The 14,229-nt window shown below is 42.9% G+C and carries 16 protein-coding genes; 4 read left to right on the forward strand and 12 right to left on the reverse strand.

Going from position 1 to position 14,229, the window contains the following annotated elements:
- Window positions 1-425 precede the first annotated feature (425 nt).
- The 4 genes from V7K40_RS06785 to dusB all read right to left on the reverse strand — a co-directional run bounded on the left by V7K40_RS06785 (window position 426) and on the right by dusB (window position 3,534).
- Complete coding sequence (locus V7K40_RS06785) at window positions 426-836, reverse strand: hypothetical protein (protein ID WP_334957918.1); 411 nt, start codon at window positions 834-836, stop codon at window positions 426-428.
- On the reverse strand, window positions 829-1,407 hold the full coding sequence (locus V7K40_RS06790) for a Panacea domain-containing protein (protein ID WP_334957920.1): 579 nt from the start codon (window positions 1,405-1,407) through the stop codon (window positions 829-831). Before V7K40_RS06790 ends, V7K40_RS06785 begins: the two co-directional genes overlap by 8 nt.
- A 442-nt stretch (window positions 1,408-1,849) precedes the next feature.
- Window positions 1,850-2,404, reverse strand: a complete 555-nt coding sequence (locus V7K40_RS06795) for a Uma2 family endonuclease (protein WP_334957922.1) — start codon at window positions 2,402-2,404, stop codon at window positions 1,850-1,852.
- Window positions 2,405-2,478: 74 nt separating this feature from the next.
- Window positions 2,479-3,534 (reverse strand): tRNA dihydrouridine synthase DusB, encoded by a 1,056-nt coding sequence (gene dusB, locus V7K40_RS06800; RefSeq protein WP_334957924.1) that lies wholly within the window; start codon window positions 3,532-3,534, stop codon window positions 2,479-2,481.
- A 186-nt stretch (window positions 3,535-3,720) separates the two neighbouring features.
- Between dusB and V7K40_RS06805 the strand changes: the two genes are divergently transcribed.
- Both V7K40_RS06805 and V7K40_RS06810 read left to right on the forward strand, forming a co-directional pair.
- Window positions 3,721-3,870 carry a hypothetical protein gene (locus V7K40_RS06805; RefSeq protein WP_334957926.1) on the forward strand — a complete coding sequence of 50 codons (150 nt, stop codon included), beginning with the start codon at window positions 3,721-3,723 and terminating at the stop codon, window positions 3,868-3,870.
- 73 nt (window positions 3,871-3,943) lie between these two features.
- On the forward strand, window positions 3,944-4,276 hold the full coding sequence (locus tag V7K40_RS06810; RefSeq protein ID WP_334957928.1) for an SH3 domain-containing protein: 333 nt from the start codon (window positions 3,944-3,946) through the stop codon (window positions 4,274-4,276).
- Window positions 4,277-4,607: 331 nt separating this feature from the next.
- On the opposite strand, the gene V7K40_RS06815 is transcribed toward V7K40_RS06810, so the two are convergent.
- The 6 genes from V7K40_RS06815 to V7K40_RS06840 all read right to left on the reverse strand — a co-directional run bounded on the left by V7K40_RS06815 (window position 4,608) and on the right by V7K40_RS06840 (window position 9,552).
- Window positions 4,608-5,168 carry a PepSY domain-containing protein gene (locus V7K40_RS06815; protein ID WP_334957931.1) on the reverse strand — a complete coding sequence of 187 codons (561 nt, stop codon included), beginning with the start codon at window positions 5,166-5,168 and terminating at the stop codon, window positions 4,608-4,610.
- Window positions 5,165-5,866 (reverse strand): class I SAM-dependent methyltransferase, encoded by a 702-nt coding sequence (locus tag V7K40_RS06820; protein WP_334957933.1) that lies wholly within the window; start codon window positions 5,864-5,866, stop codon window positions 5,165-5,167. The genes V7K40_RS06815 and V7K40_RS06820 overlap by 4 nt, the downstream gene beginning before the upstream one ends.
- A gap of 21 nt (window positions 5,867-5,887) precedes the next feature.
- Window positions 5,888-6,313 carry a hypothetical protein gene (locus tag V7K40_RS06825; protein WP_334957935.1) on the reverse strand — a complete coding sequence of 142 codons (426 nt, stop codon included), beginning with the start codon at window positions 6,311-6,313 and terminating at the stop codon, window positions 5,888-5,890.
- 558 nt (window positions 6,314-6,871) lie between these two features.
- A complete protein-coding gene (locus V7K40_RS06830) occupies window positions 6,872-8,365 on the reverse strand; it encodes a TonB-dependent siderophore receptor (protein WP_334957937.1) in 1,494 nt (497 codons plus the stop codon).
- Window positions 8,366-8,428: 63 nt separating this feature from the next.
- Entirely contained in the window at window positions 8,429-9,310 is an 882-nt protein-coding gene (locus tag V7K40_RS06835) for a TonB-dependent receptor plug domain-containing protein (RefSeq protein ID WP_334957939.1), read from the reverse strand.
- The gene (locus V7K40_RS06840; RefSeq protein ID WP_334957941.1) at window positions 9,301-9,552 is read right to left on the reverse strand and encodes a hypothetical protein; all 252 of its coding nucleotides are present in this window, start codon (window positions 9,550-9,552) and stop codon (window positions 9,301-9,303) included. Before V7K40_RS06840 ends, V7K40_RS06835 begins: the two co-directional genes overlap by 10 nt.
- A gap of 695 nt (window positions 9,553-10,247) precedes the next feature.
- On the opposite strand from V7K40_RS06840, the gene V7K40_RS06845 reads away from it, so the two are divergent.
- Entirely contained in the window at window positions 10,248-10,493 is a 246-nt protein-coding gene (locus V7K40_RS06845; protein ID WP_334957943.1) for a hypothetical protein, read from the forward strand.
- Between the two features lie 3 nt (window positions 10,494-10,496).
- Here V7K40_RS06845 and V7K40_RS06850 read toward each other — a convergent pair whose 3' ends face one another.
- Both V7K40_RS06850 and V7K40_RS06855 read right to left on the reverse strand, forming a co-directional pair.
- Window positions 10,497-11,453, reverse strand: coding sequence for a heme o synthase (locus V7K40_RS06850; RefSeq protein ID WP_334957945.1), 957 nt, complete (start codon window positions 11,451-11,453; stop codon window positions 10,497-10,499).
- Between the two features lie 315 nt (window positions 11,454-11,768).
- Complete coding sequence (locus V7K40_RS06855) at window positions 11,769-12,689, reverse strand: heme A synthase (RefSeq protein WP_334957947.1); 921 nt, start codon at window positions 12,687-12,689, stop codon at window positions 11,769-11,771.
- Window positions 12,690-13,081: 392 nt separating this feature from the next.
- Between V7K40_RS06855 and V7K40_RS06860 the strand changes: the two genes are divergently transcribed.
- Window positions 13,082-14,164: a cytochrome c oxidase subunit II gene (locus tag V7K40_RS06860; RefSeq protein WP_334957949.1), complete on the forward strand. Its 1,083-nt coding sequence runs from the start codon at window positions 13,082-13,084 to the stop codon at window positions 14,162-14,164.
- Window positions 14,165-14,229: the final 65 nt, after the last annotated feature.

The following is a 14,229-nucleotide window of genomic DNA, read 5'->3' on the forward strand; positions in this document are numbered from 1 at the left end:
CCATCCGCGCACCTTATGGGGAGTGGTTTTCAGCGTTTAGCATCTTGTAATATCACTATTCCCTGTATTATGATTCGTTCATTCGCGCAATTGAACCTTGAAAACCAAATACAGCAGCGCTTTCAGAAGCCAGTATTGCACTGAATGGAGAGAGTGGAATACATTTGCGGATGAATACGCCGAAGCGATCGCCCAACTAAAAGAGATTGCACTGAATGGAGAGAGTGGAATACATTTGCTCAATTGCAATTAACCAAAATCCTTATTAGGGATTGAAACACCTTCACGATTAGGAAACAGCCAGACAGAATCTATTGCAATTAACCAAAATCCTCATTAGGGATTGAAACGAGCGCTTGAAGTTTCCCCATGAAACTCAGGAAGAACATTGCAATTAACCAAAATCCCTATTAGGGATTGAAACTTTATACCTGCTCGTCAGGTATGCCAAGATGGGCTTTGATTATCTTTTTGTATTTCTTTTTTATCTGCTCAGATTTCACCCCACCCATCTGTATTTGATAAAGAATGTTAGGCGAGCATTTCCCTTTTGGTTGACACACACCAGAATCGATTAGTCTAAAAATGTCATTTTCACTATATTCTCTAGGAAAATTATAAGCTATGACTGACTCCTGAATTATGAAGCTAGGGACGCTTAATCCAGGTTTTAAAATACATGATGTGTCTGAGTTTGGATGCCTTTTACTAGCATTTAAAAATAAATACTTGTTTTCATCTATTGCAACAACAACAATATATAAATGCATTCCATTTGGCGGTGTGTCCAAAAGGAATGCATCTCCAAGGTTTATAGGACTAATATTACTAGCCATTCAACACCCAGTCTAAGTAATCTTCTCTTTCAAACTCTTCGCGGATACGCTCTATGTCCTCATCAGTTTTTCCTACATTTTTGAGAACTTCTTCAACAGATATAGGAATGGCGCTTCCATAAGGATTTACCCATTCTGGAAATAAATGAGTTGTTTCCGCTAAATCAAAAGGATCTATGTATCCATATTTTGCATAGACCTGTTCAATGATTTTCACTTCTGCCTCGGAAAGCTCATCGTCTCCCGGATATTCCCGCAGAGAAACAGTATAGTTAGCAGAAATTTTATAGCGAGGATCGCGTGAGAAAATATACCTTGACCATAGATCCTTGGCATCAGCAACATCTAAGCCCTTGATCAAATCATAGACACGGCTAAGGACGGGGCCATAATTCATTGATACATATCGGTCGCCAGTAATTGGCTGCTCTAAACGTTCTAAAGCAATCCGATCTGCCATGTAAAGCAGCTTGAGCAAACCTAAATATGACATAGGTTTACCATGAAGCTTTAAAAACAAAGATGCCGCTTCAACAGCTTTCTCAGGGTGAAATTTAAACCGTATTTGCATATCAACCACTTTTTAGTACTATTGTACTATTTTGAGAAAACTCCAAGCTCAACGCTCCTACTAAAACTTTATTACCATAGCCCGAACTTGATCAAAGTTTTTTAATTCACGCAGATGATAGCGAGAAACTTTTCACAAACTTCAAAGTATCATTAACGCATTACTGCCCTGTGCAATCAGCATGGACGATTATTTGCTTGCCTTAGTACACGTCACCGCAAAAAGGGGTCGGAAATAAAAACTGTGATGCTACTAGACACGTTTAATTCAAAAAACGAATTCCGTACCTCATTTATGGTGAGCTGTACTTAGCTGCTTGCCGTTTGATTAGGCAAAAGCCCAAATAAAGTGATCGCTTTATCGTGGACTCCTGACTGGGGGGCGATCGCCCAACACTCATGACAAAATTACCAATAGCAGGACTATTAGATGGATCGCCTTTTCAACCCAACAATTCGTCTACAGCTACACTAAAACCCAGTAATACTTTTGAAAAGCTAACCACATCACCAGCTTTAAACCCGCAAACCTGATTATTAGTCATAACCAAAACTAACCGACTTTCAGGAAATACTAGCCAAACTTCCTCACAACCGGACTGTAAATACTCCTGCGCTTTGAGAAATAATTCTTCAGCTAAATCGGTGGGTGAAACTATCTCAGCAATTAGTGGGAAACTCTGTGGCAAAGTGGGAACATTGCCAAATTGAGCTACCAATTCAGACGTCAGATAAGCCACATCAGGACGCCGGCCCTGTTTAGATGTGCGACAAGGTACTTCAGTGTAAACTTTCCCACCTAGTTGATTGGTGTTGATGTAACTTCTCCAGTAAAAACTTAGATTAACTTCAATTTCACTATGCTTTAATGTCATCCCTGTTTTTTCTATCAGTTGCTCATCCACCCACTCCATCCCGTCTGGAGGATTTGCGATGAAGTCTTCTAAAGAGTGGATTTCGGGAATAGATACAATCTCATTGTGTTTGGAAACTAACATTGCAAGCCTCCACATTGATTAGTTAAATACACAATATATGCAGTAATCAAGGAAATTTTTGTAATATTCATTTTTTAAAACATTACTAAACTACCTTGTGCTTCTTCCTCTAATTCATAACCATTAGCCAGTTTTTCTATTGCTTGGTCAATCATTGCCAAACCTTGATCTACCTTTTCAACTACACTTAACTGTCCCCGGAGTTCGGCAGCACCAACGAAACCTTTAGCATACCAAGTCATGTGCTTACGGGCTTGACGCACACCGCGATCGCCTTTATATTCCCATAAGGCTTGTAAATGATCTCTTGCACATTCCAGACGCCCAATTGGGGTTGGTGGCGGTAATATCTCCCCAGTTTTCAGGAAGTGATCAATTTCTCCCACTAAAAACGGATAACCCAAAGTTCCACGGGAACACATCACACCATCAGCGCCAGTTTGCTCTAAACATCTCACTGCTGCTTCAACAGAGAAAATATCTCCATTCCCAATCACTGGGATAGAAAGCACTTCTTTTACACGGGTAATCCATTCCCAACGGGCATTGCCATTGTATCCTTGGGCGCGGGTGCGTCCGTGTACTGTGATCATTTTCGCCCCTGCATCTTCCATCCGCTTGGCAAAGTCGAGAATAGTAATTTCGTTGTCATTCCAGCCAATACGGGTTTTTACTGTCACAGGGACATCAACAGCTTTTACCACTTCCCGCACAATTGCCTCTGCTACTTCTGGTTGCCGCAACAACGAAGAACCACCACCATTTTTAGTGATTTTATTTACCGGACAACCCATATTAATATCAACAGTATCAGCACCTTCGGCAACTGCCTTGATTGCTGCTTCTGCCAGAAAATCTGGACGGCAATCAAATAGTTGAACGCTAATTGGGCGTTCATTGGGGTCTACCTCCATGATTTTGGGTAACTGCTTGACGTAATGCAACCCCGTAGCATTCACCATTTCGGTATACATCATCGAATCTGGCGCATAGCGACGCACGAGACGGCGAAACACCATATCCGTCACCCCAGATAGAGGCGACTGGAGAACCCGGCTTTTTACCTCAAATGAGCCAATTTTTAAGGGTTGGGAGAGCCTAGTTTGAAGAGTGGGAGACAGAGAAATCATAGAAAAAATTAAAAATTGTGGGAACCGAAGATAGCCAGGATATTTAGAAATACTGTTTATTTTTGTTGATATATCTTGAATTAGAGGCTATTTTTGCAGCTTACCGAGCCTGTTCAACTTCCAAATCCAACGCCTGCAAGATTTATTTGGCTGTCAAACCCAATACCAATAATTAAGATAAAGTTGTTGTCTTCCACAACAACAACTCAAAAGGTACAAGCAGCCCATGTTCTAGATCCTAGCACTATTACAATGCCTGCTACTGCAAATAAACGCTACGACGATGCGCCATTTGAACCATATCATCACGGCAATGCTAGCAATGAACTTTTATAAACTAATGGTGGTTTTTACGTAAATTTGCACCCAAAAGTTGAATTTTAAATAGAAGTATATAGAGAAAACGATAATGAAATTCAACAAACAACTGACTGCTTTAGCATTTTTAACACTAATTGCAACTAGTGGAACTGTACCAGCCATTGCTACTCAAGCTCAAACCCCAGCAGAACAACTATGTCGGTTAAGAGCAGGTATTAAACCTGTTTGCACAGTGTTGGTAACTGCCCCAATTGGAGTCGCCATCCGCTCTGGCCCTAGTTCTAGTTATCCAAAAATCGGTAACATTCCTTACCAACATGATGTCAATGTCAGAGTAACTAAGTCTTCTCGCGAATGGGTAAAGCTTACTGATCGTCCTGGTTGGATTCATTCTCGCTACTTGGAAATGGCTGGGGACTGAAATCCGCTGCTAGTAAACCGGGATTAGGATTACTTTCAACGAAATTTGATTACCAATCAAACTGAGCCTTGCTTATCTTTGAAACAAGCGGTTCCTGCTTAGAAGATGTCTAAAAAGTGTACGAAAAATATAATTTGTCATTCTGAGCGTAACAAAGGGGAGCGTTCGCGTAGCGTCTCGTTGGCGTAGCCTCTCGTAGAGAAGAGAAGAATCGCAATTTTCCGTGGGTTGATGAGATGCAACACTTGGCTATTGCTTCCAGCATGATATTTTTAACTTCTCAGACATCCTCTTACACAGATGAGTATCTAAGAACGAGGATTTGCCCGACTTAAAGGGTTTCCTTTAGGCTTGAATTAATCTCTGAATTTTTCCTTACTAGAAATGGATAAATGAACAGATAAACACCGCTAACTGCCAGTGTTGACATCAAAAACAAAAAGGACATTTCAATCAGATCGTGAATCCAGGGAGCAAACCATCCCAGCAATCCTCGATCCTCTAAAAAATCGGTGGAGTTGAAGCCATACTTTACTAATTTACCGTTATGAGCATCGATATACCATTCAAACAAACGTTTTTGATTTTCAAATCGATAAACGCCTAAAGTTGGTAGATAGGCAATTTCATCAATGTCTTCTAGCGTATTAATCCCCTCTGGGTGCAGAGAGATTAATGCTTGCGAAGCCTGTTCCAGAGAAAGTAAAGATTTGGTATTTTTTACAACGGTTTGAGTAGGTGGTTTCTCGTCAATTGTAGGTAAGCCAGAACTGAAAACAGATGGAAGAGCAATTATTTCTATTAAGTAAATTCCAATGACTACAGCAAAATAAAGCCCAACCCATCGATGAATTGTTCTTGACCATTTTGAAAAAAACTGCTTAATTTTCATGATATTTCCTTAACCTTGACAGAAAATTCTGTGCCTCCTTTCAAATTCAAAGTAGATGTTCGATAACCATTAGCAGGGTTTTGCAAAAACTCAACATAGGATTTCAGTGCATCTTTAAAGGTATTGACATTATCAGAAATAATGATTCCGCCCGGTCGGATCAACGGATCTATAATTTTTAACACATCCAAGGCTAAGTGTGTCCAGCCATCAATCAAGACTAAATCAACTGTTTGATTTAAGGTTTTTAGTGTCTCTAGAGCATCCCCTTCTCGAATATCCACATAGGTTTCTAGTCCGGCTTCGGCAATATTTTTTCTAGCTTGTATGACTTTTTCATGCACAATTTCCGTGCCAATAACAACGCCGCCGCCATTATCCCTCACAGCAGTAGCTAGATATATGGTGGAAATTCCAAATGAAGTGCCAAACTCAACAATTGTTTTAGCATTAATCGAACGGGCTATCAAATACATTAATTCCCCTTGATCCCTTTCAATGGAAATGTATTTATCGTTGTAAAATTCAGTTTTTGTCTGATCCCACTGAATGCCTTTACCTAAAAACAAGCCTGGAAGCTTAGGCAAATAGTGGAGAATCAATCCACCAAATTGCTTATCAGCTTCTGCGTGCAGTCGAGCTAAAACAGTTTCGATTTTAATGTCGTTGAGGGCACTTGGTTTGGATAGTTTGCTCATAGTAATTAATACTTTCTCAGGTTATTTTAAGGGAAACATTCCGTACTGTTTGTTGGATACTTTGCCTGCTTCAAGCTTATCTATGCCTTCAACAATCGCAATTAAATCACCGCTAGCAGTTAAAATGCGAAAGTTTCCTTTTACAGTTTCAAACTTGTATTGTTGTGGTTGCCCTGCCAAGGTAATTGCATCCTTAGATTTAGTGAAATTTTGAATTCGAGCATAATCAGCATCTCCTTTACCGACATAAAACGGTTCAGCTTTGGGATTAACAACAGTGATGAAGCTACCCAGGAGAAATTCATTGTTTGAACCTTTGGTTGCAATTAAGGTATCCACCTCACTAACGCCCAAAGTTTTCGGACGGATGGGAAACGAACCCTTCTGATCTGATACAATTTCAAAGTTTACGCCAGTCAGAGCAGGAGATTGACCAAAGCCAGTCACTGTATCATTGCCACTAGTCCCTGTGAAGTATCCTTCAATCGCTTCTCCTTCGGGATTTTTGCCAGACTTCCCTACTTTTTCATAGTGATCTAACGCAGATTTGAATTTTCCTTCTTGAATCGATTTAGCAACATCAGGATTTGCCAGCAGATAAATTTCTGAGTTGAAACCAGCTTTTTCCTGATTATCTAGCTCAGTTGCTGAGATTTCACTTGCAGTGGATTGATTCCCTATTGGTGGTTGAGGTGTTGGTTGACAAGCAACGGCGATCGCTTGCCATCATTCAAACACTTTAGGATCACGAAACAATGCACCAATCTCGCATTGATGTTCATCCACCCGCGCGCGAGTAGTCATCAGCATAGTACGCGGAACACCTGTGAGTTTTGTCTTAATTTGAGTCATATTTTATGAATTAGCCTGACAAAATAGCAGTTATAGCGGATGGTGGACTGTCTTGAAACTTCCTCTAACTACCCCCTCAATCGCCCCGATGGATTGATAGGAAGAAATCTGGCTGCTTTCCTCTCTAAGGCATCGGGGAAGGTTAGGGTCGGGTTAAAACTGCACCGAAACCGAGCCAATCACCGTGAAGGGTTCGCCAAAATTGTTGGCTCCGCTTCGCTGATTCGTTACATTTTCAATGTATTTGACATCACCAATATTTTTGAAGTTAAGGCCAAATCGCCAATTATTGCGTCGATAAAAAATCGCTGCATTGGTTGTGAAATAGCTATCTACCTGATAGCTACTAGCTAAATCCCCCTGTCTTTCACCAACATAATTAAATCCAAATCCCAAGCCTAAACCCTGCAAATTACCGCGCTGAATTTCATAAGTTGTCCATAAACTGGCACTATTTTCGGGAACACCATATAACCTATTGCCAACTAATTCGGGATTGGTATCAGCACTGACTTCAGCATCAATGTAGGCGTAGTCAGCGATTATCTTCCATCCCGGCAATATTTCTCCTGCGGCATCAAATTCAATCCCACGACTGCGCTGTTCTCCAGATGCGATCGATGCAAGCGGGAAGTTGGGATCTGTGACCGACACATTTTGTTTGGTGATGTCAAAATATGCCAAGGTGGCAAACAGTTTACCGTCTAGCAATTCTGTTTTGACGCCAAACTCATACCCTTTGCTCCGTTGCGGTTCCAGGGGTTCACCAGTTGCTGTATTTGTTGTATTGGGGGTGAAAGATTCTGAGTAACTAGCGTATAAAGATACAGCTTTGCTCGGTTGGTAAAGAATTCCCACACGCGGGGTAAAAGCATCATCATTTTGAGTCGTTTCACCCGGTTGTATCACCTGCCCTGGCAGGTTGACTGTTTTTGATTCTATGGTGTCGTAGCGGATGCCTGCTAACAGCTTTAAATTTTGGAACAGCGAAATCTGATCTTGCAGATAGAATCCCCAGCGATTGGATGTTGTATCATTGCCACCAAAGGGCGGTAATGTATCCTCATTGGGTTTAGCCACCCCGTAAACTGGATTGAAAAGATTCAACGGTTGGGGAGTAAAATCAAGCACCGTGAAAACGTTCGTAGCACTATGAATGTAGTCTGCACCGAATAAAAGAGTGTGATTGATAAAACCCGTAGCAAACTCACCCACGACGTTGGCTTGCAGGGTATAGTTATCGTCCTGTCCTTCTTGGGAGGCAAAGGAGCGATTCACTGTACCTGTTGCCTCATCAAAAGAAAGGGGAAGGGCAACAACGTTGAAATCATAGTTAAAAGAGGAATAGCGAAAGGCATTGCGGAATTTCCAATTCCGACTGAAGCGATGTTCTAAGTTATAGCCAATATTTAGATATTGATTTGTCACCGCGTCACTAGGTTCGGTGGCAATGCGATCGCGTGGCAGATCAGCAATCCTATTACCAATAGCCGGGATACCAAAATCAGCTGGACGATTATTGTCAATATATTCCAACGAAATTCCTAAATCGGTGCGATCGTCTATTTTCCAGGTAAGTGTAGGCGCAATGAAGATTCGCCGATCTTCTTGGTCAAAGTTGCTAAAGCTGTCCAATCTCTGGTACAACCCATTCAGGCGGTAGAGTACTTTCCCATCAGCGCTTAAGGGGCTAGAAAAATCAAAGCGGGGTCAGACAAAACCCTGGCTTCCCACTTGTAATTCTGTTTCATAAAAAGGCTGGGACAAGGGCTGCTTGGACACCGCGTTAATCAATCCTCCGGGTTCAATTGCACCATACAAGATGGATGCCGGACCCTTGAGTACTTCAATCCGCTCCAAATTCGCTACTTCTAAAGGCGCTTCAACAACGCCATACCGTCTAAATCCATCGCGCAAAATTGGGGCATCAGTAAACCCTCGGATGGTGAAATTTGCACCACTCCTGTTGCTTGCACTTCCTTGGTAAGTTACACCACTGACATTGCGGAGCGCTTCTTCTATGCGTGTGACTTGCTGATCTCGAATTATCTCTTGAGGAACTACTTGAATTGAGAATGGAATATCCCGGATCGGGGTATCAGTTCCAGTGGCAGTGGAGGCATTTGGTACACGATACTCGTCTTGCTCCCCCGTCACCACCAATTCAATCGGTTCATCAGTTTGTGAGTTAGGTGGTTGCTCTGGCTTGGTTTGAGTTCCCGGCTGTTGTTGTGCTGGCGGTTGCTGTGGTGTCTGTGCTGAAGATGTAACTGGTGTTAACCCGAAGATTAAACCTTCATTGCTATCAAACAACTCAACAATAGATAAACCCGCCTCACCCGTTACCGTTACTCGGATAGTATTGGCATCCAGATTTATTACCGTTATCTTACTAAGACCCGTAATTGGTTTGTCTGAATCAAATGTGAATGCATCGCCTGACGGCAAACGCAGTTGAGCATTGGGAATATCAGTGATAAAACTATTGCCAGCACTGCGGTTTACCACTTGCAACTGTTGACCAATGGAAGTCTGTAAAATAATCTCCACACCCTTAGAGGTAGGATTTGCCTTGACTCCCGTCACTTGCACAACTTCTGAGTCGGCGCTGTTTGAGGTGCTGGGGACTGTACTAACTGTTGAGCTAGGGTGCTAGGAAATCCTACTTCACCTAGTCTTGGAATCTCTCTAGTCGTTTTAGAATTGAGTAGTGCCGCTCCAACAGATTTACCCTGTGCTTGTTTGTTTACTTCAGTAGCCGTTACGCTTATTGCAACCCAGAACCAAATAGAGCTTGTGACCAAAACAATCTTTAATATTTGCTTCAATACCACTTTTATACCCCTACACCTGCTCTCCACCTGCTACTTTCTCTCAATCAAGCAGATGCTATTTGCTGCTTGATGAAATTTAGTATCAGCTACTTGAGAATAAACATTACAGGAAATAACTAATCAATTGCAAATAATTCTCATAATTTATTAATAAATACAGATGACACTAAAAGAAAGACGCTACCCAAGCTAAATTCAGATAGAACCAGATGTTAGCGCAGCTAGGCGTAGCCCATTACGAATTACGAATGATTAATTTGGGAATATGACTCGCAGAATAGGCAATCAAGTCAGCACGATGAGTTTTCAATTCTGACTCAGTTCCATAGCTATAGCTAACGCCAATTGAAGTAATGCGATACAGAATCTAAATAAGTCGGCGCTAATATTTCAAGCTATGTTAAGAAATTTAAATGTATGGGGCGTTATCTATGAGAGTACGGCACCGTCAACGATTCAAGGTGCGTTAGCCTACGGCATAACACACCCTACAATAGAATGGCACTTAGTTAAGGTTTTTATGCAGCCATCTGGAATTTGATCGTGCGTCGTGGTTTGGTCATGCGAGGATATGACTTGGGTCGGCATTTGAGTACTCTTGGCTGAATGCGATCGCTACCAGAGGTCAGCAGTTTTTATACACATGCAATCACTCGACTGACTGCGTTGCGACAACTTTTATCAGAGTCCAGAACTTGGTATATCTATGTCCACAGTATGACTATGGGATAAAAAAACGATGCCGAGTACGGCAATCTTCGGAACGCGGTATAAAATCAGTAAAGATTCCAGGACTTCTTCGATGGTCGATACTGGTAACATTTATTGCCAAGGCAGTCCCCTTAACGGCTAAATTTTCCTTCGGTGGGCTACCCCTACGCGCCTTGGAGAAACCGGGTTTTTCTCAAACCCGATTTCTGGATGCTGAAATCCTTAGCTAAGAATTAGCCGATTAATAGATGCAGCTGATTGATCCCTGCACTAATTAGATGATGGGTAACGGGAAGACTATCCACTACCATACCCAGACACAACAGCATCATGTAGGAGATGGAATAGAGAAACAACTCTCTAGCTACAGTGCGATCCTCTGGATTTTGCAACAAACGCCAAGATTTGTGGATAAATAATCCTCCCAGAATTAGGGCGATCGCAGCATAAAGAATTCCACTTGCGCCCAAAGGATAAACCAATAACAGGGTTGCAACTACAGTGACCAACGTATAGTACCAAATCTGCTTCACTGTTGCTGTGTCACCTTCAACTACAGGTAGCATTGGTATCCCAACCTTTGCGTAATCGTCCCTGATCATCAGAGCTAGCGCCCAGAAATGGGGTGGTGTCCACAAAAAGACAATGGCAAAAATTAACCATGCTGACCAGCTTAATGTGCCAGTGACAGCAGCCCAACCCACTAACGCCGGAATTGCCCCAGCGGCCCCACCAATGACGATATTCTGGGTGCTGTGGCGTTTCAGCCAGTGGGTATAGACCAAAATATAAAAGACGATGCCAGAGAACGCTAGCAGGGCGGCTAACAGGTTGGCAAATACTGCTAGGAGTGTAAAGGAAATCGTCGCCAGTGCGATCGCAAAAATTAGAGCATCGCGCGGCTGCACCCTACCCGAAGGCATGGGACGATGGCGCGTCCGCTCCATGTCATAATCAATATCTCGGTCATAGACACAGTTAATCGTCTGGGCGCTTGCAGCAGCCATTGTGCCACCAGTGAGAGTTACTAGCAACAGCAATGGATCTACTTCTCCCTTAGCAGCAATCCACATACTCCCAGCCGTGGTAATTAAAAGCAACGGAATAATCCGAGGCTTCGTTAGCTGGTAGTAACTTTGAATTACCTGTAAAAATGTTTCGTGGTGGCGAGAGACATTAGTCTCAATCATTTTGGCTCTGGTTCCTTATTTTTTAACAACTTATATGCAGCCCCCGCTCAAGCTGGCTCTTTCAGGCAAACGAAAACACAGATTTTCTGCACCTGCGTGGGTCGCAATACTCGCCGTTGCGCCTTCCATCAGTGCTGAGTTAGGAGAGACGCGATTAATCGCGTCTGTACAGGAGTTAGGAGTAGAGACGCGTTAATCGCGTCTGTTAGGAGTTAAAAGTTAGGAATTCTTTCCCTACCTCCCTTGCTTTCCCTGCTCCCTCATCTCCCTCATTCCTTACCCGTGACTCAGCACGGGCTAAACCATAGCTATCCGCTAACGTGACTCAGCACTCACTGAGTCACGCAGTGCGAGAACTGTGAAAGCCACCAAAGTACCCAGCAAAGTAGCTCCTATAGCTTGGTGAGAGACGGTTAGAGGCTCGACTTGGAGATGTAATTTGAAAGTAGCGAATCCCAACAAGATTTGTAAGCTCAACAACGCACCAGCCATATTTGCCAGTCGCCGCAAGGCTGGATGTAGTGCTGGTGTACGCCAACAGATAAATACCATTGCCAAGGTTGTTACCGTTGGCGGCACCAAACCAGCAATATGGCTGTACATCACAGTACAAAGTTGAGAACCGCCAAGGCATTGGTGTAGCGCCCAGCGAGAGCCTACCAAAGCACCTAGCAGACTTTGCAGGTAAACCAGAACAGCGGCAGTTAAACCGACCCAAGGTAAATTACCAACGGTTCCATTCCCCTGATAAGGTGTAAGTGCTGTGCCGATAACCAGGAGGGTGGTAAAAAACAACAGCGCCGTTCCTAAATGAGCGGTAACGATATCAAACCGCAACAGTTCGGTAACGGTAAGTCCCCCCAAGATACCTTGGAAGACGATTAAAAACAGGGCGAATGTGGATGCCCAAGGCAGCCAAGAGGGTAAGAAACGACGATGCCACCAGGACAAACCGAAGAGTGCGATCGCGCTTACACCAATTAAAGCTGCATCCAATCTGTGAAACCACTCCAGGAACACCTGGAGATTCATTTGCTTGGCTGGCACGAGTTCGCCATAGCATAAGGGCCAGTCTGGGCAAGCAAGTCCAGCATTCATCACGCGGGTGGCACTGCCTATTGCCATCAAAATTAAGGTGGCTATGCACATTTTCCACACCAAGCGCCGAATCATTTCCTTGGGCTTTTGCTGCTGAAGTGCCGCTTCATTTTGTTGTTGTAGGACAAATTCGCTCATTAACGATACCTTCTGCCCGCTGTTGGTGGATCTCTTAAAATTTTCAATTTTCTTTTAGCGTCCCATCTTCACCCTAGCGTATAGGCTAAAGGTTTATAGATTAGCACTCACTTATACTTTGAATCACTTTAGCGACGTTTTGCCTGAAGCTTTAGGTATTTTTCAAGATGTGAAAAATTGATTAATCACAATTAATTTAAGCATCCTAAATTTTTACACTGATTTACATCTACTTTTGGCAGTATTTGATAGTCACCTTCTACCCAAAATTAGTAAAATAGTCAAAAAAATTAATAAAAATTTCAGACCTTTAGACTCCATGCCTTCTGGCCTAGACTACCTTAGTAAGTGAGTAGCTTTGAGATAACGTAGTAAATTAAATTAAGTAAGCCGTGAAGATTCCAAGTTCAATCTGGACATTACTCATTGGCATCGTGTTAACGCTAGCCAGCCTTTGGTACGGTCAAAATCACGGTCTGTTGCCAGCAGCAGCCACAGATGAAGCCGTATTAGTGGATGGTCTGTTCAATGCGATGATGATTATTTCTACAGGTATATTCCTGCTCGTAGAAGGTATTTTAATTTACTCTGCATTTAAATACCGTCGGCGTGCAGGTGATAATGAAGACGGCCCACCAGTTGAGGGCAATGTACCTCTAGAAATTCTCTGGACGGCGATCCCAGCAATTATCGTTATCGGTATTTCTGTTTACAGTTTTGATGTGTACAACGAAATCGGTGGCTTCGATCCCCATGCTATCCATGAAGCACCGATGAATCAGGAGTCAATGACAATGCCAGGAAGTGCTATGGCTGCAACTTTAAGCGATACTCCTCCCAGCACCGAACCCAACCTCAATCAAGAAAAATCTGATGAAGCAATGCAAGACCCAGCTACTGCAGAAGTCCGCAATGCTGACCAAATTCCCCAACTGCGGAATGCCCCAGGTGTAGGTAGTGTTGCTCCGACAATTGGGGGCAGTCCTGATAAAGCAGACAAACCACCAGAATTGCAAGTCAACGTCACAGGTCTACAATATGCCTGGATTTTCACCTATCCTGAAACTGGTATAACTACAAGTGAAATGCACGTCCCCATCGGGCGAGAAGTGCAAATCAATATGACAGCCAACGATGTCATTCACGCCTTCTGGGTGCCAGAGTTCCGCCTGAAACAAGATGCCATCCCTGGTAGACAAAGCGAGATTCGCTTCACACCCAAAAAAGCAGGCGATTATGCCCTGATTTGTGCTGAACTTTGTGGCCCATATCACGGAGCTATGAGAGCATCAGTAGTAGTTGAGACAGAAGAAGCCTTTGATAAATGGCAGCAAGAGCAGCTAGTTGCCAGCAAAGAAACGCTAAATCAAGCTGTTGCTGTTAACCCTGCGGATCTATCCCCAAATGAATTTCTCGCCCCTTACACCAAGGACATGGGAATTCAGCCAGAAATCCTCCATCAAGTTCACCATTAGTCAATTGTTAATTAGTCAAAATCCAATGACTAATGACTAATGATTAATGACTAATGACTAATGAC

The sequence above is a fragment of the Nostoc sp. genome (genome assembly GCF_036917195.1).
Lineage (GTDB): Bacteria > Cyanobacteriota > Cyanobacteriia > Cyanobacteriales > Nostocaceae > Nostoc.

Bases quoted from the DNA above. Each gene is read 5' to 3' on its own strand.
- V7K40_RS06855 (WP_334957947.1), bottom strand. From the start codon at position 12,689: ATGAGCGAATTTGTCCTACAACAACAAAATGAAGCGGCACTTCAGCAG.
- V7K40_RS06850 (WP_334957945.1), bottom strand. From the start codon at position 11,453: ATGATTGAGACTAATGTCTCTCGCCACCACGAAACATTTTTACAGGTA.
- dusB (WP_334957924.1), bottom strand. From the start codon at position 3,534: ATGATTTCTCTGTCTCCCACTCTTCAAACTAGGCTCTCCCAACCCTTA.
- V7K40_RS06820 (WP_334957933.1), bottom strand. From the start codon at position 5,866: ATGAGCAAACTATCCAAACCAAGTGCCCTCAACGACATTAAAATCGAA.
- V7K40_RS06795 (WP_334957922.1), bottom strand. From the start codon at position 2,404: ATGTTAGTTTCCAAACACAATGAGATTGTATCTATTCCCGAAATCCAC.
- V7K40_RS06785 (WP_334957918.1), bottom strand. From the start codon at position 836: ATGGCTAGTAATATTAGTCCTATAAACCTTGGAGATGCATTCCTTTTG.
- V7K40_RS06815 (WP_334957931.1), bottom strand. From the start codon at position 5,168: ATGAAAATTAAGCAGTTTTTTTCAAAATGGTCAAGAACAATTCATCGA.
- V7K40_RS06810 (WP_334957928.1), top strand. From the start codon at position 3,944: ATGAAATTCAACAAACAACTGACTGCTTTAGCATTTTTAACACTAATT.
- V7K40_RS06790 (WP_334957920.1), bottom strand. From the start codon at position 1,407: ATGCAAATACGGTTTAAATTTCACCCTGAGAAAGCTGTTGAAGCGGCA.